The organism is Martinezella lusitana, from assembly GCF_900094565.1.
Classification (GTDB): Bacteria; Pseudomonadota; Alphaproteobacteria; order Rhizobiales; family Rhizobiaceae; genus Rhizobium; species Rhizobium lusitanum.
In genome coordinates this window covers 266,234-285,628 of the sequence record NZ_FMAF01000001.1, presented here as the reverse complement: position 1 = coordinate 285,628, position 19,395 = coordinate 266,234, and the positions used below count along the sequence as shown (strand labels likewise).

At 61.1% G+C, this 19,395-nt stretch carries 13 protein-coding genes; 9 read left to right on the top strand and 4 right to left on the bottom strand.

Translation table 11 applies throughout. The annotated features are described in order from the left end of the window. Window positions 1–178 precede the first annotated feature (178 nt). The 8 genes from ccmI to GA0061101_RS01250 all read left to right on the top strand — a co-directional run bounded on the left by ccmI (window position 179) and on the right by GA0061101_RS01250 (window position 11,257). Entirely contained in the window at window positions 179–1,321 is a 1,143-nt protein-coding gene (gene ccmI / locus GA0061101_RS01285; RefSeq protein WP_092572860.1) for a c-type cytochrome biogenesis protein CcmI, read from the top strand. Beyond that, window positions 1,318–1,767 (top strand): cytochrome c maturation protein CcmE, encoded by a 450-nt coding sequence (ccmE, locus tag GA0061101_RS01280; protein WP_037193754.1) that lies wholly within the window; start codon window positions 1,318–1,320, stop codon window positions 1,765–1,767. The genes ccmI and ccmE overlap by 4 nt, the downstream gene beginning before the upstream one ends. Beyond that, window positions 1,764–3,752: a heme lyase CcmF/NrfE family subunit gene (locus tag GA0061101_RS01275; RefSeq protein WP_092572859.1), complete on the top strand. Its 1,989-nt coding sequence runs from the start codon at window positions 1,764–1,766 to the stop codon at window positions 3,750–3,752. The genes ccmE and GA0061101_RS01275 overlap by 4 nt, the downstream gene beginning before the upstream one ends. Further along, window positions 3,749–4,255: a cytochrome c-type biogenesis protein gene (locus GA0061101_RS01270; RefSeq protein ID WP_051963345.1), complete on the top strand. Its 507-nt coding sequence runs from the start codon at window positions 3,749–3,751 to the stop codon at window positions 4,253–4,255. Before GA0061101_RS01275 ends, GA0061101_RS01270 begins: the two co-directional genes overlap by 4 nt. A gap of 170 nt (window positions 4,256–4,425) precedes the next feature. Continuing rightward, complete coding sequence (locus GA0061101_RS01265; protein ID WP_037193757.1) at window positions 4,426–5,982, top strand: Do family serine endopeptidase; 1,557 nt, start codon at window positions 4,426–4,428, stop codon at window positions 5,980–5,982. A 103-nt stretch (window positions 5,983–6,085) separates the two neighbouring features. Further along, the gene (locus GA0061101_RS01260) at window positions 6,086–6,844 is read left to right on the top strand and encodes a response regulator transcription factor (RefSeq protein WP_037193758.1); all 759 of its coding nucleotides are present in this window, start codon (window positions 6,086–6,088) and stop codon (window positions 6,842–6,844) included. Further along, the gene (locus tag GA0061101_RS01255; RefSeq protein ID WP_047559755.1) at window positions 6,841–8,256 is read left to right on the top strand and encodes a sensor histidine kinase; all 1,416 of its coding nucleotides are present in this window, start codon (window positions 6,841–6,843) and stop codon (window positions 8,254–8,256) included. The genes GA0061101_RS01260 and GA0061101_RS01255 overlap by 4 nt, the downstream gene beginning before the upstream one ends. Window positions 8,257–8,296: 40 nt before the next feature. After that, the gene (locus tag GA0061101_RS01250) at window positions 8,297–11,257 is read left to right on the top strand and encodes a bifunctional [glutamine synthetase] adenylyltransferase/[glutamine synthetase]-adenylyl-L-tyrosine phosphorylase (protein ID WP_092572858.1); all 2,961 of its coding nucleotides are present in this window, start codon (window positions 8,297–8,299) and stop codon (window positions 11,255–11,257) included. Here the strand turns inward: GA0061101_RS01250 and GA0061101_RS01245 are convergent, their stop codons facing one another. Further along, a complete protein-coding gene (locus tag GA0061101_RS01245) occupies window positions 11,258–13,573 on the bottom strand; it encodes a PAS domain-containing sensor histidine kinase (RefSeq protein WP_037193763.1) in 2,316 nt (771 codons plus the stop codon). It abuts the gene before it with no gap. Between the two features lie 229 nt (window positions 13,574–13,802). Next, window positions 13,803–16,451, bottom strand: coding sequence for an aminopeptidase N (gene pepN, locus GA0061101_RS01240; RefSeq protein WP_092572857.1), 2,649 nt, complete (start codon window positions 16,449–16,451; stop codon window positions 13,803–13,805). Window positions 16,452–16,945: 494 nt separating this feature from the next. Between pepN and GA0061101_RS01235 the strand changes: the two genes are divergently transcribed. After that, the gene (locus tag GA0061101_RS01235) at window positions 16,946–17,821 is read left to right on the top strand and encodes a hypothetical protein (protein ID WP_092572856.1); all 876 of its coding nucleotides are present in this window, start codon (window positions 16,946–16,948) and stop codon (window positions 17,819–17,821) included. 316 nt (window positions 17,822–18,137) lie between these two features. Here GA0061101_RS01235 and GA0061101_RS01230 read toward each other — a convergent pair whose 3' ends face one another. After that, window positions 18,138–18,329: a hypothetical protein gene (locus GA0061101_RS01230; RefSeq protein WP_037193769.1), complete on the bottom strand. Its 192-nt coding sequence runs from the start codon at window positions 18,327–18,329 to the stop codon at window positions 18,138–18,140. Between the two features lie 140 nt (window positions 18,330–18,469). After that, the gene (locus GA0061101_RS01225) at window positions 18,470–19,357 is read right to left on the bottom strand and encodes a uracil-DNA glycosylase (RefSeq protein ID WP_092572855.1); all 888 of its coding nucleotides are present in this window, start codon (window positions 19,355–19,357) and stop codon (window positions 18,470–18,472) included. Between the last annotated feature and the right edge of the window lie 38 nt (window positions 19,358–19,395).

The following is a 19,395-nucleotide window of genomic DNA, read 5'->3' as shown; positions in this document are numbered from 1 at the left end:
AGACGGCGTTGCACCGTCAGGATTGCCTTCGTCGTTTCGATCCTCACCCCCTCATTCGCCCCTTGGGCAGCTTTTCCCGCTGGGGCGGAGGCATAATAGGCGCGGCCAAACGCCTCAAATCTTCGTCAACGGGGCTTTCGCGGTTGGAATAAGCGCCTCGTTAAAGTATTGGGCGTCTATGCTGTTCTGGATTCTCGTGGCCGTTCTGACGGCTGTTGTCGGCGCTGTGTTGCTTCACCCTCTTCTGCGTGGTGCAAAGGAGGCTGGCGACCGTCGTTCGGGAGAGGCCGAGGTCTACCGCGATCAGCTTCGTGAACTGGATCGCGATCTTGCCGGCGGGCTGATTTCCGCGGAAGAGGCCGGCTACGCCCGCGCGGAAATCGGCCGACGCCTGATCGCCGCTTCCAAGGAGGAGGCGAGCGAAGCGAGATCGTCTCAACGTGGCAGCTATCGCCTTTCCCAGGCCTTCATCGTCGTCATGCTTCCCGTCGTCGGGCTCTGTCTTTATCTTGCCAATGGCGAGCCCGGGCTGCCGTCGCAGCCGCTGGAAGCGCGGCTCGAAAAGCCCGGAAACGATCTTGCTATCTCGATTGTCAAGATCGAACAGCACCTCGCCAGGAACCCCGATGACGGCAAGGGGTGGGAGGTATTGGCGCCGATCTACTTCAAGACCAACCGCATAGGCGATGCGGAGCTTGCCTATCGCAACGTCATCCGCCTGCTGGGGCCGAACGCCGCGCGGCTCGGCGATCTGGGCGAGGTGTTGGTGGTCAAGGCTGATGGTATCGTAACCGCGGATGCGCGCAGCGTACTGCAGCAATCGCGGGCGCTTGATGACGCCAACCCACGAACGCTCTACTATCTGGCGCTGGCATTGGAGCAGGAAGGCAAGGCGGCGGATGCGAAAGCCGCATTCGAGGCTCTGGCGAAACAATCGCCGCCGGATGCGCCGTGGCTTGCGGCCGTCGACCAGCATATCGTCAAGAACGGCGGCAAGCCGGTGGCGTCCGCAAATGTGAATGCGCCCGGCAATCCGACGGCCGAGGATGTCGCGGCTGCGAATAGCTTGAATAGCGGCGATCGCCAGCAGATGATCCGCGGCATGGTCGATAGCCTCGATGCAAAGCTCAAGGAAGATCCGAAGAATTTCGAGGGCTGGATGCGGTTGATCCGCTCCTATGTCGTGCTGAACGACCGGGATCGCGCCGTCGATGCGCTGAAGCGCGGCCTTACGGCCTTCCCGGCGGATGGTGGGGAGGGACAACAGCTCCTGGCGCTGGCAAAAGAATTGGGACTGCCGACGGAGGTGACGCAGCAATGACCCGCAAGCAGAAACGTCTGGCTGTCATCGCCGGCGGCATGGGGTTCATCGCCATCGCCGTGCTGCTCGTCCTGTTCGCCTTCAGCCAGTCGGTTGCCTATTTCTACATGCCTGGTGATCTCGCCAAGACGCCGGTCAATGCCGGAACGCTCATCCGCCTGGGCGGACTCGTCGGCCAAGGCTCCGTCGTGCGCGGCCAGGGCACGCAGGTACAATTCTCTGTGACCGACGGCAAAGATACGATCAAGGTGAGATATGACGGCCTCCTGCCGGATCTCTTCCGTGAGGGACAGGGTGTCGTGACCGAAGGCAAATTCGAGCCGGGCAGCGATGTCTTCGTTGCGGACAGCGTTCTGGCCAAGCATGATGAGCGCTACATGCCGAAACAGGTTGCCGACAAGCTGAAGGCGGATGGCGTCTGGAAGGGTAAGGAGGCGACTCAATGATCATCGAGCTCGGACATTATGCCCTGGTGCTCGCGCTGGCGACCGCGCTTATCGTTTCCATCCTCCCCGTGATCGGCGCGCGGCGCGGCGATGTGTCGATGATGGATATCGCGCCGGTCGGTTCCGTCGTCACGTTTGTGCTCGTTGCTTTTTCCTTCGGCGCCCTCACCTATGCCTATGTGGCCTCCGATTTCTCGGTGCTGAACGTCTGGGCCAATTCCCATTCGCTGATGCCGCTGATTTTCAAGATCTCCGGGGTGTGGGGCAATCACGAGGGATCGATGATGCTCTGGCTGTTGATCCTGTCGCTGTTCAGCGCACTCGTCGCCTTGTTTGGCCGCAATCTGCCCGATGTGCTGCGCGCCAATGTTCTCGCCGTACAATCCTGGATCTCGTCGGCTTTTCTGGTCTTCATCCTCTTGACCTCCAATCCCTTCATCCGGCTTGACCCGGCGCCTGCCGAAGGCCGGGATCTCAACCCCATCCTGCAGGATATCGGCCTCGCCATCCATCCGCCGTTGCTCTATCTCGGCTATGTCGGCTTTTCCGTCTGTTTCTCCTTCGCCGTTGCGGCGCTGCTGGAGGGCCGCATAGACGCTGCCTGGGCGCGCTGGGTCCGGCCCTGGACGCTGGCTGCCTGGAGCTTCCTGACGCTCGGCATCGCCATGGGCTCCTACTGGGCCTATTACGAGCTCGGCTGGGGCGGCTGGTGGTTCTGGGATCCGGTGGAGAATGCCTCCTTCATGCCCTGGCTTGCCGGGACGGCGCTCCTGCATTCCGCACTGGTCATGGAAAAGCGCGATGCGCTGAAGATCTGGACGGTTCTGCTGGCGATCCTGACCTTTTCGCTGTCGCTGCTTGGTACATTCCTTGTGCGTTCCGGCGTGCTGACATCGGTTCATTCCTTCGCCAGCGATCCGACGCGGGGCATTTTCATTCTCTGCATTCTCCTCCTTTTCATCGGCGGCGCGCTGTCGCTCTTCGCCTTCCGTGCGCCGAAGCTTGCCGCCGGCGGATTGTTTGCACCGATCTCGCGCGAGGGCGCGCTGGTGCTGAACAACCTCATCTTAACGGTTGCCTGCGGCACTGTCTTGACGGGCACGCTGTATCCGCTGGCGCTGGAGACCCTAACCGGCGACAAGATTTCCGTGGGGCCGCCGTTCTTCAACATGACGTTCGGGCTGTTGATGATGCCGATCCTCATTGCCGTGCCATTCGGCCCCTTGCTGGCCTGGAAGCGGGGTGACCTGCTCGGCGCGCTGCAGCGGCTCTATGTTGTGGCCGGTCTTGCCTTCCTTGCCGGACTTGTTCTTTTCTACTTGCGGCATGGTGGTCCGGTGCTTGCCGTTCTCGGCCTTGCCGCCGGCTTCTTCCTGGTCTTCGGCGCCCTGGCCGATCTCTGGTATCGCGCCGGCGTTCGCAAGGTGGCGGCAAATGTCGCTTGGCGCCGTCTGCGCGGGCTGCCGCGCTCCGCCTTCGGCACGGCACTTGCCCATGCCGGTCTCGGCGTCACCGTGCTCGGTATCGTTGCCGTGACGACCTTCGAGACGGAGAACATCACCAGCATGAAACCGGGCGAGACGGCCGAACTCGGCGGCTACAGCCTGCGTTTCGAGGGCATGCAACCGGGCGTCGGCCCGAACTACACGGAAGATCGCGCCCGCTTCACGGTAAGCCGCGGCGGCGTCGCCTTCGCGAAAATGTCGTCGTCCAAGCGCGTCTTCACGGCCAACCGCACGGCAACCACCGAGGCCGGCATCCTGACGCTTGGGCCGAGCCAGCTCTACGTGTCGGTGGGTGACGCCAGCAAGGATGGCGGCATGGTGGTGCGCATCTGGTGGAAACCGTTCATTCTCTGCATCTGGATGGGCGCTCTCGTCATGGCCATCGGCGGCTTCGTTTCGCTTAGCGATCGCCGCCTGCGTGTCGGCGCGCCGAGCCGCAAGGTAAAGCAGGCGCGCCCCGCCTTGGAGCCGGCGGAATGAGCAGAGGTTGGTCGACATCCCATCTCGCGATCGCACAGGCTCTGGCGACCTTTGCACGCCTGTGCCTCTGTCTTGCGGCGATCATGGCGCCGCTGCCGGCCTTCGCCGTCAATCCGGACGAGGTCCTGCCCGATCCAGCTCTGGAAGCGCGGGCGCGCACCATCTCATCCGAATTGCGCTGTATGGTCTGCCAGAACCAGTCCATCGACGATTCCAATGCCGATCTTGCCCGTGATCTGCGATTGCTCGTGCGCAAACGCCTCGTCGACGGAGATACCGACAGGCAGGTGCTCGATTACATCGTTTCCCGCTACGGCGAGTTCGTCCTGCTGAAGCCGCGTTTTACGGAGAAGACGCTTATACTTTGGGGCGCACCGATTGCGCTCTTTGTCGTAGGTGGATTTGCCCTTGTCGTCTATGCCCGTCGCCGTGCCGGTAAGCCGACCGGCAAGCCTCTCACTCCGGAGGAAGAGGCGCAATTGGACAATATCCTCGGCAAGTGATGCGGTCGTCATTTACCCGCGCGCCATTGCAATCATTTCCATACATTACGAATTTTTCATGGGGCGGACAGTTCGTTGTAACGTCCGGCGCCCTATATCTTTACCATCACGCATCATAACCGGTTTCCCATCCGTGGAAATCTGACGAGAGAAGAGAAGGTAACTCGCATATGTTCAGGAATATCAAGAACACCTTGTCCCGTAGCACCGCTATGAAGGCTTCTGTCGTCGCCGGCCTCGCTGTCGCTGCTCTGACTACGGGTGTTCCGGCTGTCGTCAGCAATTCCTATGCCGATGTCGTCAATGTGCAGGCGCCGCAGGTGCCGAGTTTCGCCAACGTGGTGGATGCCGTATCGCCGGCGGTCGTCTCGGTCCGTGTCGAATCCCGCATCAATACGGTTGCCGATGAAGACGATTCCTTCGGGCTCGGCCGTGGCTTCGACGACCTTCCCGACGATCATCCGCTGAAGAAGTTCTTCAAGCAGTTCGAGCAGCAGCAGGGCCGCGGCCAGCAGAAGGGCCAGAACCAGCAGAAGAACTCCGAGGACGGCAAGGGTCGTCTGCGGCCGGTCGCTCAAGGCTCCGGCTTCTTCGTGTCGGAGGACGGCTATATCGTCACCAACAACCACGTCGTTTCCGACGGCGCTGCCTTCGTCGTCGTCCTCAACGACGGCACCGAGCTTGACGCCAAGCTCGTCGGCAAGGATTCGCGTACCGACCTCGCCGTTCTGAAGGTCGACCCCAAGGGCAAGAAGTTCACCTATGTCGGCTGGGCCGACGACGCCAAGGTTCGCGTTGGTGACTGGGTCGTTGCCGTCGGCAACCCGTTTGGTCTTGGCGGTACGGTCACCGCCGGCATCGTTTCCGCTCGTGGCCGCGATATTCATTCCGGCCCCTATGACGATTATATCCAGATCGACGCACCGGTGAACAAGGGCAATTCCGGCGGTCCGACCTTCAACCTCAACGGCCAGGTGGTCGGTATCAATACCGCTATCTTCTCGCAGTCGGGCGGTAGCGTCGGCATCGCCTTCGCGATCCCGGCAACGACCGCCAAGGATGTCGTGACCGATCTGATCAAGACCGGCACCGTTTCGCGCGGCTGGCTTGGCGTACAGATCCAGCCCGTCAGCAAGGATATTGCCGAATCCCTCGGCCTTTCCGACGCAAGTGGCGCGCTTGTCGTTTCCCCGCAGGACGGCTCCCCGGGACAGAAGGCCGGCATCAAGAACGGCGACGTGGTCACGGCAGTCAATGGCGAACCGGTCAAGGACCCGCGTGACCTCGCCCGTCGCATCGGCGCCATGCAGCCGGGTGCCAAGGTCGAGGTGTCCCTGTGGCGTAATGGCAAGTCCCAATCCGTCACGGTCGAACTCGGCAGCTTGCCGGCCGATCAGAACCAGGCTTCCAACGACGACTCGCAGCCGAACCAGCCGCAGCAGCCGTCCTCCGAAAAGGCTCTGGCTGATCTCGGCATGACAGTCGGTCCGTCCGACGACGGCAAGGGTGTGGCGATCACCGCTGTCGATCCCGACTCCGATGCTGCCGACAAGGGCATAAAGGAAGGCGAGAAGATCACTTCCGTCAACAACCAGCAGATCTCGAATGCCGGCGACATCTCCAAGGTCATCGAACAGGCGAAGAAGGACGGCCGCACGCGCGCGCTGTTCCAGATCCAGTCCAACGATGGCAGCCGCTTCGTAGCCCTGCCGATCAACGCCGGCTGATCCCATCAGCCGACTGAATGCATTGGGAAGCCGCGCAGGCCACGGCTTGTGCGGCTTCCCTTTTCAAAGCCCCCACAATGACTGGCTTCAAGGCAGGTGAAAAATGACGACCGCTGGCCAACATGCCGTGACCTCTTCCGATTCCGGTTGTGCCGATACGCCCTCGGCGGGTAATGTCGCCCACATGAAGATTCTGATCATCGAAGACGATCTCGAAGCGGCGGCCTACCTCACCAAGGCGTTTCGCGAGGCCGGCATAGTTGCCGATCACGCAAGCGACGGCGAGAGCGGTCTCTTCATGGGCACCGAGAACACCTACGATGTTGCCATCATCGACCGCATGCTGCCCCGCCGCGACGGACTGTCTGTCATCAGCGAATTGCGCCGCAAGGGCGTACACACGCCGGTCCTCATTCTCTCCGCGCTCGGCCAGGTGGATGATCGCGTCACCGGCCTGCGTGCCGGCGGCGACGATTATCTGCCGAAGCCCTATGCTTTCAGCGAGTTGCTGGCGCGCGTCGAGGTCCTCGGCCGTCGCAAGGGTACGCCGGAGCAGGATGTGCTCTATCGCGTCGGCGATCTGGAGCTCGACCGGCTGTCGCATGAGGTGCGCCGCGGCGGCAAGGAGATCCCGCTGCAACCGCGCGAATTCCGCCTGCTGGAATATCTGATGAAGAATGCCGGCCAGGTTGTCACCCGCACCATGCTTCTCGAGAATGTCTGGGATTACCATTTCGATCCGCAGACCAACGTCATCGACGTACATGTCTCGCGACTGCGCTCCAAGATCGAGAAGGATTTCAGCCAGCCGCTGCTCAAGACGATCCGCGGCGCCGGTTATATGATCAAGGATGAGGGATGAGTCGCTTTCGCGTCCTCTTCAAGTCCACCGCAGTCCGCCTATCAGCTCTCTACATCCTTCTTTTTGCGCTCTGTGCCGCCACGCTCGTTTTCTACGTGACGGCCATGTCCGAGCGGTTGCTGACCGGTCAGATCCGCGATGCCGTTCAGCAGGAAGTCAATCAGGTCAAGCGTGCCTACGATATTGGCGGCCTGAACCTGCTCTTGCGCACGATGGAGCGTAGGGCCCGCCAGCCAGGCGCCAATCTCTACGTCATTGCCGGCCCCTCCGGCGATATCCTCGCCGGCAACGTCGCCTCGGTGCAGCCCGGTGTACTCGGTCAGGCCGGCTGGACGGAACTGCCTTTCACCTACGAGCGCTATACCGACGCAACCAACGATCCGGAGCGCCGGCATCTGGCGATCGCCAATATCTTCATTCTCGACAACGGCCTGCGCATCCTGATCGGCCGCGACCTCGGCGAACCGGAGCGCTTCCGCCTGCTGGTGCGCCAGGCGCTGATGCTGGCGCTGGCGATCATGGGGGTCGGTGCGCTGGTCATCTGGTTCGGTATCGGCCGCAACGCCTTGAAGCGCATCGACCGGATGACGGATGCCAGCCGTAAGATCATGGCGGGCGACCTTTCGCAACGCCTGCCCGTTGGGGGCTCCGGCGATGAGTTCGACCGCATGTCGGCATCGCTGAACGCCATGTTGGGGCGCATCGAGAAATTGAACGAAGGCTTGCGGCAGGTCTCGGACAATATTGCGCATGACCTGAAAACGCCGCTGACGCGGTTGAGGAACAAGGCTGCGGAGGCGGTCGACAATGGCGATAGCGAGGGCCGTCGCGTCGCGCTCGAGGGCATCATCGGCGAATCGGACCAGCTGATCCGCACCTTCAACGCGCTGCTGATGATTTCCCGCGTCGAGGCGGGGTCCGTGGCGGCCGAAATGACCGCCGTCGATCTTTCTTCCATCGTCGCCGATACGGCCGAACTCTATGAACCGGCCGCCGAAGAGGTTGGTCTGGCGCTCACGGCCGACATCGAGCCGGATGTGGAGGTGCAGGGCAATCGCGAACTGATCGGTCAAGCGCTGTTCAACCTCATCGACAACGCCCTCAAATATGCGGCCGGTTGCCGTGGCGAGCCGGCGGTGACGTTCAAGCTGTCGCGCACGCATGATGCTGTCATGCTTGCCGTTGCGGACCACGGTCCCGGCATTCCCGCCCATCAGCGCGCCGATGTGATCAAGCGCTTCTTCCGCCTGGACGAAAGCCGTTCCAAGCCGGGAACGGGCCTTGGCCTGGCGCTGGTGGAAGCCGTCATGGAGCTGCATGGAGGCCGGCTCGAGCTTTCGGATACCGATCCCGAGCATTCCGATGCCAAGGGACTAACGGTCACCATGATCTTCCCCACACAGAAACAATAGACTAATCCTGCCTTATCCGATTGCTCTTGGGGAGAGCTGCATGACGACGACGCAAGGCGATTTGTTGCGGGATGTCCCGCCTGGGCGGTTGCGGCCGCTGAACCAGACGGAATTGAAGTCCACGCTCGCCGATCTCAAGCAGATCGCCGGCGTGGAGCCGGCAATCGCCGCCCTGCTAGGCGGCGAGAGTTCCCTGCGGGATTTTGTCGTCGCCGCGCTGGCACTGTCGCCCCATCTGCGCGAAATGGCCAATCTCGAACCGTCGCTGCTCGTTGCGGCCATCGAGAAACCATTGTCGCCGCAGATCAAGGCACTGGTCGAACAGGCCCGTCGTGCCTGGTTGCCGGCGGAAGACGGTGGGGCGTCGCCTTCGGAATCCGAAGTCATGAGCCGTCTGCGGGTGGCCAAACGCCGGGCCGCCTTCCTGATCGCGCTTGCCGACCTTGCGCGTATCTATGACGGGAGGGTGACCACCCGCTGGCTGAGCGCCCTTGCGGAAGCTTCCATCTCCGCGGCGATCGACCATCTGCTGTTGTCTTCGCACGTAGCCGGCAAGATCTCGGTTGCCGATCCCGCCGCTCCAAGCCGGAAATCGGGCCTGATCGTGCTCGGCATGGGCAAGCTCGGTGCTGAGGAGCTGAATTACTCGTCCGATATCGACATCGTCGTTTTCTTTGACGAAACGGCCGGTATCGTTCCCAATCCGGAAGACGCGATCGATATCTTTCCGCGGCTGATGCGCCGGCTGGTGCGCATTTTGCAGGAGCGCACGGCCGATGGCTACGTGTTCCGCACCGACCTGCGTCTGCGGCCCGACCCCGGTTCGACGCCGCTTGCGATCCCCGTCGATGCGGCGATGATCTATTATGAGGGCAGGGGGCAGAACTGGGAGCGCGCCGCTTTCATCAAGGCCCGGTCCGTCGGCGGCGACATCGCCGCGGGGCAGGCCTTCATCCGCGATCTCGTGCCCTTCGTCTTTCGCAAATATCTCGACTATGCCGCGATATCGGACATTCATTCCATCAAGCGGCAGATCCATGCGCACAAGGGGCACGGCGCCATTGCGGTCAAGGGCCACAATGTCAAGCTTGGCCGCGGCGGCATTCGCGAGATCGAGTTCTTCGTACAGACGCAGCAGCTGATCGCCGGCGGCCGCATGCCGGCGCTGCGCTGCCGTTCGACGGAGGAAACGCTGGCGGAGCTGACCAAGGCGAAATGGATAGACGCGGAAACGCGCGACGAGCTGGCGGCCGCCTACTGGTTCCTGCGCGATGTCGAGCACCGCGTGCAGATGGTGCGCGACGAGCAGACGCATCTGCTTCCGGAGACGGACACCGAGCTGAAGCGCGTTGCTTTCATGATGGGGTTTGCCGACGTATCGGCTTTTTCCGTGGCTTTGGTAACGATCTTGAAAACGGTCGAGCGACGCTATGCCCGCCTGTTCGAGCAGGAAACAAAACTGTCGACCGAAACCGGCAATCTGGTCTTCACTGGTCAGGGTGATGATCCCGATACGCTGGAGACGCTGCGACGTCTCGGCTTCGAGAGACCTTCAGATATCTCCAACGTCATCCGCACCTGGCACTATGGGCGATATCGCGCCACGCAATCGGTCGAGGCGCGCGAGCGGCTGACCGAGCTGACGCCCGAGCTGCTGAGGGTCTTCGGCGAAAGCAAGCGGGCAGACAAGGCGCTGCTGCGCTTCGACAGCTTCATCTCCGGATTGCCGGCGGGCATTCAGCTCTTCTCGCTGCTCAGCACCAATCCGGCATTGCTCTCGCTCATCGTCAACATCATGTCGTCGGCACCGCGTCTCGCCGAGATCATAGCCGCCAAGCCGCATGTCTTCGACGGCATGCTGGACCCGGGTCTCATGGCCGAACTGCCGACACGGGACTATCTGGCGGAGCGCATCAGAAGCTTTCTGGCGCCGGCGAGGCATTATGAGGAGGTGCTTGACCGCTTGCGCATCTTTGCGTCCGAACAGCGCTTCCTGATTGGCATTCGCCTGCTGACGGGCGCGATCGGCGGTTTCATGGCCGCCCGCGCCTTCACCTATCTCGCCGATCTGATCGTCGAGGCGGCGCTGGATGCTGTAATGAAGGAAATCCGCGCGGCCCATGGCGAATATCCCGGCGGCCGCGTCGCCGTCGTCGGGATGGGCAAGCTCGGCAGTTTCGAGCTCACGGCAGGTTCCGACATCGATATCATCCTGCTCTACGACTATGACGATACGGCAGGTGAATCCTCAGGTCCGAAGCCGCTGGATGCGACCCGTTATTTCACCCGCATCACCCAGCGCCTGATCGCGGCTCTTTCGGCCCCGACGGCCGAAGGCGTGCTCTATGAGGTCGACATGCGCCTGCGCCCCTCGGGCAACAAAGGCCCGGTCGCCACGCGCATCAACTCCTTCGAAAGATACCAACGCGAGGAAGCCTGGACCTGGGAACATATGGCGCTTTCGCGAGCGCGCCTGATCTGCGGCGACGAGGAACTGACGCTGAATGCCGAACGCATCATCGGCGAGGTTCTTTCCGCAAGGCGAGATATCGCCAAGATCGCCAAGGATGTCCTGGAGATGCGCAGACTGATCGAACAGGAGAAGCCGCCGGAAAGCATCTGGGATCTGAAACTGATCCCCGGCGGGCTGATCGATATCGAATTCATTGCGCAATATTTGCGGCTCATCGCGCCGACTCGCGGCGTCGGCATAGATGCGAACGGCCTCAGTACAGCCGATGCATTGAAATTGCTCGGCGGCAGTCTGATGGACCGCAACGATCTCGATGTTTGTCTGGAGGCCCTGCATCTCTATACCGCGCTGTCGCAGCTGATCCGGCTTTGCATCGACGGTTTGTTCGATCCGGGACATGCGCCTTCCGGGCTGATCGAGCTGGTCTGCCGTGCAGGCGACTGTCCCGATATTCGCACGCTCGAAGCGGAGCTGAAGCGGCTCTCGAAGGCGGTACGAAAAATATTCCAGACAACGGTGGGAAGCTGATCAGCGCCGATCGGGAATGCGAATAGCGATGACCGTGCCGACGCCCTCACGGGAGCGGATACGCATGCGGCCGTTATGCAGCGCGGTCAGCGATCGCGAAATCGCGAGCCCCAGGCCGGAGCCTCCCTTGCTTTTCGCATATTGGCTTTGCACCTGCTCGAAGGGTTGGCCGATCTTGCTCAGGGCCGATTTTGGAATGCCGATGCCGGTATCGGCGATGATCAGCACCACGGCATCCTCGACCTTGCGGGTACGAACCGCGATGCGGCCGCCGTCATTGGTGAATTTCACGGCGTTGGAGAGCAGATTGAGCACGATCTGCTTCATGGCGCGGCGATCGGCGCTGAGCCTGATATCGGCAGAGATGCACTGCTCGACGAGAATGTTCTTGTGTGTGGCGGGAATGCGGGTGAGACGCAGGCATTCCTCGATCAGTGGAGCGAGGTCGACCTGCTCGCAGCTGAGCTTGATATGGCCGGCCTCGATTTTGGACATATCGAGGATATCGTTGATGACGTTCAGCAGATGCTTGCCGCTGTCATGGATATCCTTGGCATATTCATTGTATCGCGCCGAGCCGAGCGGGCCGAACATCTGATCCTGCAAGATCTCCGAAAAGCCGAGGATGGCGTTGAGCGGCGTGCGCAGCTCATGCGACATATTGGCGAGGAATTCCGATTTCGCCCTGTTGGCGGCCTCGGCGCGTTCCTTTTCGCAGAGGTAATTGGCATTGGCGGTCGACAGTTCCGCCTTTTGCCGTTCCAGGATCTGGCGTGAAGCCGAGAGATCGTTGATCGTCGCCATCAGCCGTCGCTCGGATTCGCGCAGCCGTTCCTGGTTGCGTTTCAACTGCGTGATGTCGGTGCCGACGGAAACGAGGCCGCCGTCACGGGTCCGGCGTTCGTTGATCTGCAGCCAGCGCTCATCGGCAAGCTGGACTTCCGTCGTCTGCGAATGATTGGAGCGGCCGGGATCGACAATGCGGCGCTCGATGACTGGCCGAGCCGCGGCGGCGTTGACCATGGCGCGTTCGGCCCCCGGCACGAGCACCTTGTCCGGCAGTCCGTAAGCCTGCTGGAAGTGGGCGTTGCACATGACAAGGCGATCATTCTTGTCCCACAAGACGAAGGCTTCTGAGGTGCATTCGATCGCATCGGCCAGCCGCTGGTCGGCTTCGGCATAGCGCTGCGCCAGCCGATGCTGTTCGGTGACGTCCATGGCGATGCCGATCATGTGCACGCGGCCGGAATTGGTGCGAATGACCTGGGCGCGGGCACGCATCCAGACATAATGCCCCTTGGCATGGCGAATGCGAAGAATCTGGTCGACCTGGCCGGCGCTGCCGCGGGTGACGGAGCGGGCCAGCATATGCAGGCTGTTGTCATCCGGGTGCATCAGGCGTGCCGCATCGGTGAAGGCGAGCGGCTTGTCGGCGGCCGGCATTCCAAGCATGTCGTACATCGACCGCGACCAGAAGAACTTGCGGCTGGTGAAATCGAAATCCCAGAGGCCGCAACGGCCGCGGGAAAGGGCCGTCTCGACGCGCAGGTTGGATTCGAGGAAGATTTCGTCGGCATCGCGGGCCCGCTTCACCTGCGTGTAATAGGCATAGAGAATGACGAGCAGAATGGACGAAATGCCGGCAAAGAGCGTGACGTTGAGCGTCAGCTCATCGCGCCAGAGCTTGTCGATCTGCTCCATCGATGCGGCCGACAGAATGAAATCGCCCTTGTCGCCGATCAATGAAATCGCCGCATAATAAGGCTCGCCGTCGATCATCGTCTCGATGACGCCGGCGTGATCGCCGAAATTCCGGATGGCGGATACCTCGGGAAAGAAGTCGAAGATCAACATGCCGATATAGGCGGAGCCGGCGGCGGATGAGCCGAAAACCCTTCCGCTCGACTGCACGAGCAGAACGAATGCGCCGCTATCCAGCCGATCCTGCGGCAGGTAGGTCGCAAGCTTCCGCTCCGCGTCGCTCCGGTTGCCGGCCTGGAACAGGCTGGCATCGTTTGAAAGGGCGGCCGATGCGGCGGCGATGGAAAGCGAGGTCGCGCGCCGGGCTGATGCCGCCATCCGGCCGTGTTCGGTGACCATGCCGAAGAAATGCGAGGCGGCAACCACCATCAGGAAGGAAATGATGAGGACCGGGATGATGCGCTTGAGGATATGTTCGGTCTGCGGGAAGCGACGCGACATCGTCTCCACCCGGACACCCGTCCGATCAGTAACGCCGCTATGCCAGGATTTCAGACCGTCGAAATTAACACGCAGCCGTCCATCGGCCGCGGTTGCCCGCCGCACGTCCACCATCGCTCTAGCCTTGTCCCTCGTGTGATTCGCTGCGCCGCTCGCCCGAATCTGCCTTAATGAATCACTCGTGATTCGCCTTGTCCAGAGGGCGAGGTAAAACTTTCTTAACCATCTGCGATTTCAGCATCTTTTGTACACGCACCGGTAAGTTGCGTGCATTCGGGACTCGTTGAAGCTGAAAAAGATGCCGCAAGTCAGCCGTCTCGATCGATGGCCGCCAAGACCGGGATCATTCCTTCAGGATGCGCTCCACGATATCCCGCACGTCGCTCGAAAGACCGCCGGCCCGTTCGATCCGCACCAGAGCCGAGCGGGCATGGTCGGCGCGCACCGGTTCCAGCAGGCGCCAGGAGCGCATCGAAGTCAAAATACGGGCGGCAAGCTGCGGGTTGCGTTGATCGATGTCGAGGATCTCGTCGGCGAGGAAGCCGTAGCCTGCGCCGTCGGCCCGGCCGAAGCCGGTCGGGTTGGCGAAAACGAAGGTGCCGAGCACGGCGCGCACGCGGTTTGGATTGGTGCGCTTGAACAGCGGCGTTTCCATGAGCCGCTGGATGCGCTCCAGCGCGCCTGCGCCGGGAATCCCGGCCTGGATGGCGAACCATTTGTCGATGACCAGAGCATTTTCGGAGAAGCGCTCGCGGAAATGCTCGAGGGCAGCGGCGGTTTCCGCCGTCTCGGGAAAGCGATGCGCGAGAATGGTCAGTGCGGCGCTGAGATCGGTCATGTTGTTTGCCGCGTCATAGGCGGCCTTTGCACGGGCGGGCGTACCATCCAGTTGCGACAGATAGGTCAGAGCCGCATTGCGCAGCGCCCGGCGCCCGGCGCTTGCCGCGTCCGGGCTGAATGATCCTGGCGTCTGCATGCTGTCGTAAAGCGCAGCAAAGATGTCCTTGCCGGTTTCGGCGACCCGCTTGAGGATCGCCTGGCGAGCCGTGTGGATGGCATCGGGATCGTTGTTGCCGCCGAGTTCGCGGGCAATGTCGGCTTCGCTCGGCAGGGCAAGCGCCTGTGCCCGGAAGGCCGGCTCCAGGCTGTCATCGCCCGCTGCCGCCAGCAACGCGTCGACGAAGGCGGAATCGCAGGTGACGGCAATGCCTTGACGTGCATCGCGAGCCGCCTGCAGGAGGTTAGGCAGCCCAAGATCGATCAGCGCCTGCCAGCGGGCGAAGTGATCGGTTTCGTAACGAGCGATCAGCGCCAGATCCCGGGCGCTTTGGTTGAACTGCAGGTTGATCGGCGTCGAGAAGCTGCGGTTGAGCGACAGAACCGGCCGCGAGGGGATGCCGTGGAAGACCACCGTCTGCGCCTTTTCCGTGAGGTGCAGGACGTCGTCGGTCAGTTCCGCCCCGGCCACAGACGTCGGGGCGATCACAGCGCCGTTTTCGGCAATCAGCGCCAGACGCAGCGGAATATGCAGGGGCTTTTTGGTCGTCTGGCCCGGCGTGTTTGGCTGCATTTGTTCGAGCGACAGCGTGAAGGTCTTGGCGGCGGCATCATAGTCGCCGGAGGCGGTCACGAGAGGTGTGCCGGCCTGGTGATACCAAAGCGAAAACTGCGTGAGGTCGCGGTCGCTGACATCCTCGAAACATCTAACGAAATCCTCGATCGTCACAGCCTGTCCGTCGTGCCGATCGAAGTAGAGATCCATGCCCTTCTTGAACAGGTCGCGGCCGAGCAGAGTCGCGATCATGCGCGTGACTTCGCTGCCCTTCTCGTAGACCGTCGTCGTGTAGAAATTGTTGATTTCGCGGTATGTCGTCGGACGCACCGGATGGGCGAGGGGGCCGCTGTCCTCCGGAAACTGCTCCGACTTCAGATGACGGACCTCGGCGATGCGCTTGACCGGCCGCGAGCGCTGGTCGGCGGAGAATTCGTGATCGCGATAGACGGTCAGGCCTTCCTTGAGACAGAGCTGGAACCAATCGCGGCAGGTAATGCGGTTGCCCGTCCAGTTGTGGAAATATTCATGCGCGATGATCGCTTCGATATTGGCGTAGTCGGCATCGGTAGCGGTTTCCGGATCGGCCAGCACGTATTTGTCGTTGAAGACATTGAGGCCCTTGTTTTCCATCGCCCCCATGTTGAAGTCCGAAACGGCGACGATCATGAAGATGTCGAGGTCATATTCGCGTCCGAACCGCTCCTCATCCCATGTCATGGAGCGCTTCAGCGCATCCATCGCGTAAGCCGCACGCGGCTCTTTGCCATGCTCGACATAGATCTTCAGCGCCACCTCGCGGCCGGACATGGTCGTGAACGTATCCTCAACGACGCCAAGATCGCCCGCCACGAGCGCAAACAAATAGCTCGGCTTCGGATGCGGATCGAACCAGGCGGCGAAGTGCTTGCCTTCGCCGTAGCCGGCGCCGCCGAGGAAATTGCCGTTCGACAGCAGCAGCGGGTTTGCTTGCTTGTCGGCGATGATATTGACCGTATAGGGAGCGAGAACATCCGGTCGGTCGGGGAAATAGGTGATGCGGCGGAACCCTTCGGCCTCGCACTGCGTGCAATAGACGCCGCCGGTGCGATAGAGGCCCATCAACTGTGTATTGGCCTCCGGATTGATCACCGTCGTGATGGTGAGCTCGAAGGGCGTGCTTTCCGGCAGGTCGCGAATGGTCAGGCTGTCCGGCGAAGCTTCATATTGTCCGGCCGGAACTTCGTCCTGATCGAGCAGCAACCCGGAAAGAACCAGCTCATCGCCGTCGAGCACGAGCGGGGCTTTCGGGTCGGTGCCTTCCCGCCGGTGAAAGATCAGCCGCGCTTCGACTTTGGTCTCGGTCGGATGCAGATCGAAAGTAAGATCGACGCGTTCCAGAACGAAGTCGGTGGGACGATATTCTGCCAGATAGACAATCTGGCCGGTGTCTGTTCGCATGGTCCATCCTGATCAAGGCTTATGCTATGGCGGGCGCAATCCGAAGCCTTACCTCGGACTGGAAGTCGCCGCATCATTACATCGAAATCTGAACCAAAGTTAAAGTCATATCATTACATCGTTATGTTTTGTTATGGCACAGCAAGTATTCGATCGACGGGCAGCTTCCGTTTCAGGTTGAATGCCACTCTTGGATGTGTATCCGGCCGCTGCGTAATCATACTCCGGCTGTTTTTGCCTGCCTTTGCAGCGATTGCGGTCACATCGATCAGACGGGTCGTCATTGCCTTGCTGTCATCGAAAACAGCGTGCGCAAACAGAGAAGAGTTATTTAAAGTAAATTATTTGTTTAATCTCTTACGGTATGAGTGCGTCTACACAACTATAGCATGCTATAGGCTTTCGGAATTATGATCGATTCCGGTGAACTCGTTCACAAAAATAAAACATCCTGTATTATCGGCAGTTGAGAAGGGCACCCCAAGGAGGCCCGATTGAGCTTTTCCATTGAGCAACTTGCTCGCCATCCCAAATTCATATCATCGTTGCGCTTCCTCGCGGAATCGTTGCGGAACCGCTACGATCATGGCCCGCGGATTGCGCGAATGCTTGCCTCGCATCAGCGCTGGCTTTTGACACAGACGGCCTATGCGCTTCATTTCGAATACGATCCGGCGGTACCAGGCTCCGGTCTGACCGTCGTCAGCCTTCGCGATCTTATCACGCGTCATCGGGTTGCCAGCCGCAACACGGTGCTGAGCTTTATCGAGGAACTGCTCACCTATCGCTTCCTCGTGCCGGCCCCCGGCCATGTTCGACGCCCCCGGCGCTATGTGCCGACCGAGATCAGTCACACGGCGATGTTTGGCTGGTATCTGTCCAATCTGGCGGCGCTCGATCTGCTCGACGATGGCGTGCGTGCGGTCGCACTTGCCACCTCTCCGGCGCTGATGGATCTGGCACAACCGCGCATGGCGCGTCACTGCCTGGAGGCGGAAGTCTGGCGCGAGCCGCCGGAAGGCGTTGGCTTGTTTTTATGGACCGAGGCCGGTGGTCTTGTCGTCGACCACATCATGGCGAAAATGGATCTGAGCGCGGAGATGGACAGCCACATCGATATCGGGCGCGTCGACGCGCGCGCACTGGCGGCTCACTTCATGATATCCCGGACCCATCTGCAACGCCTTTTGCGCAAATCCGCCGATCGTGGCGACATAGGCTGGTATGATGAACCCAAGAAGACGCGTATGTGGATATCGCGCGATTTTCTGGATCAGTATTGCGGATGGCAGGCTGTGAAGCTTGCGGCGATAGACGAGGCTTTCGCCTGGGCGCAGTCTGCCGCAGGGCACCCCGATCCGAAACAATAACGGCGTCGATACGCAGCCGGGCGTCGATACCCGGCGGTGCTTCATGAGATCTTCTTAAACGACGGGCCGGATCATTGATCCCGCCCATGAGGCCTCATAGAGGAATGCTGGCCACTGCTGCCCATGCGGGGCTTGAGTCTTTGCATTCGTCCCTGCCAAGATTGCGAGCGCGCTCGAATTCCTCGGCAGCGCGCACCGCGGAGCCGATATGGCCGACCGAATCAAAGAGGGTGATGAGCGAACGCAAACCCGAAGACATGCTGTAATTCCTGAAAATCAAAGGCGAGGCTATGCCGCAACCCGCGGTCGCGCTTGTTCAGCAGGCGCGGAAATCGGCGAAGATGGCGGTCGGACGGCTGACGCGAGCCGAGATTCCGGTGCCTCGGGCTGTCATTTGCTCGTTGGCAGCGACGCCGAGATTGCGATGTCCGTTTGTAGCGCGCACGGGCTCGAGAGCGCGACGCAGGGTGTCAAACCCGCAGTGAATAGGACGAAAACGTGAACTCATGGCCTTGGTTCCTTTTGAGATTCCTCCCAAGACACAGCTATATATTGCAGTGCAACATACATTTCGCAATGCACAGCCGCGAAAGACTGCCATGCTACAAATGCATGGCTAGTGTCATTTTTTGTTAACTGTGGCGAAAATCAGCCTAATATTTCGGCGTCGAGACGATTCTTGAAAGCGAGCAGATCATTCCATGCCAGCCGCTTATTGATCGGCGCGGTGAGCAATTCCTGCGGATGAAGGCTGGCGATTGCCGGGATCGTTCGGCCGAGAATGCTGATTTCCCGCCATTGTCCGCGCAGTCCGTGGATGGTCTCGCCGCTGTCGAAGAAATGACGCGCGGTGAAATTGCCGAGCAGCAGCAATGCCTTCGGTTCCGTGAGCGCTATCTGCCGCTCTATGAACGGACGGCATATCTCGATTTCCGGTGCCGAGGGAGTGCGGTTGCCCGGCGGCCGCCACGGAATGACGTTGGTAAGCAGGATATCGTCGCGCCGAAGGCCGATGGCGGCCAGCATCTTGTCCAGCAACAATCCGGCGCGGCCGGCAAAGGGCACGCCTTCCCGATCGTCGTCGGCACTCGGCATCGGGCCGATCACCATGATCCGGCTTTCGGCCGTGCCGCTTGCAAAGATCGTCGAGCGGGCGCTGTTTTTCAGATTGCAGCCGTTGAAGGCCTCGATTGCAGTCTTCAGCTCGGCAAGCGACCGCGCGCTTTCAGCCGCGAATCGGGCCTGCTCCATAACCTGTTCGTCGGGGATCGCGGGCGCATTGCGCGGCGAGGTGGGGGGCGGTACGGCAACTGGCTTCGCGCTCTGACGACGATCCGGCTGCGCTTTCGCCGCAGGCGGCGGCGCTTCGTCACGCGGCGGCACCGCCCTTGCCCCCAGTCGTGCGGCCCGCATGGCTTCGAATTCGGCAAATCGGTCGACCGGCTGCTCTTCCAGCAGCCAGTCGACCCCGGCATCCGCATGAAAATGCAGGAGAGCGGCAAGTTCGGCCGGTGTTAGGTCGCTGGCGGAGATCATGGACGAACTGTAGCCAATGCGGCACAGGAACGAAAGAG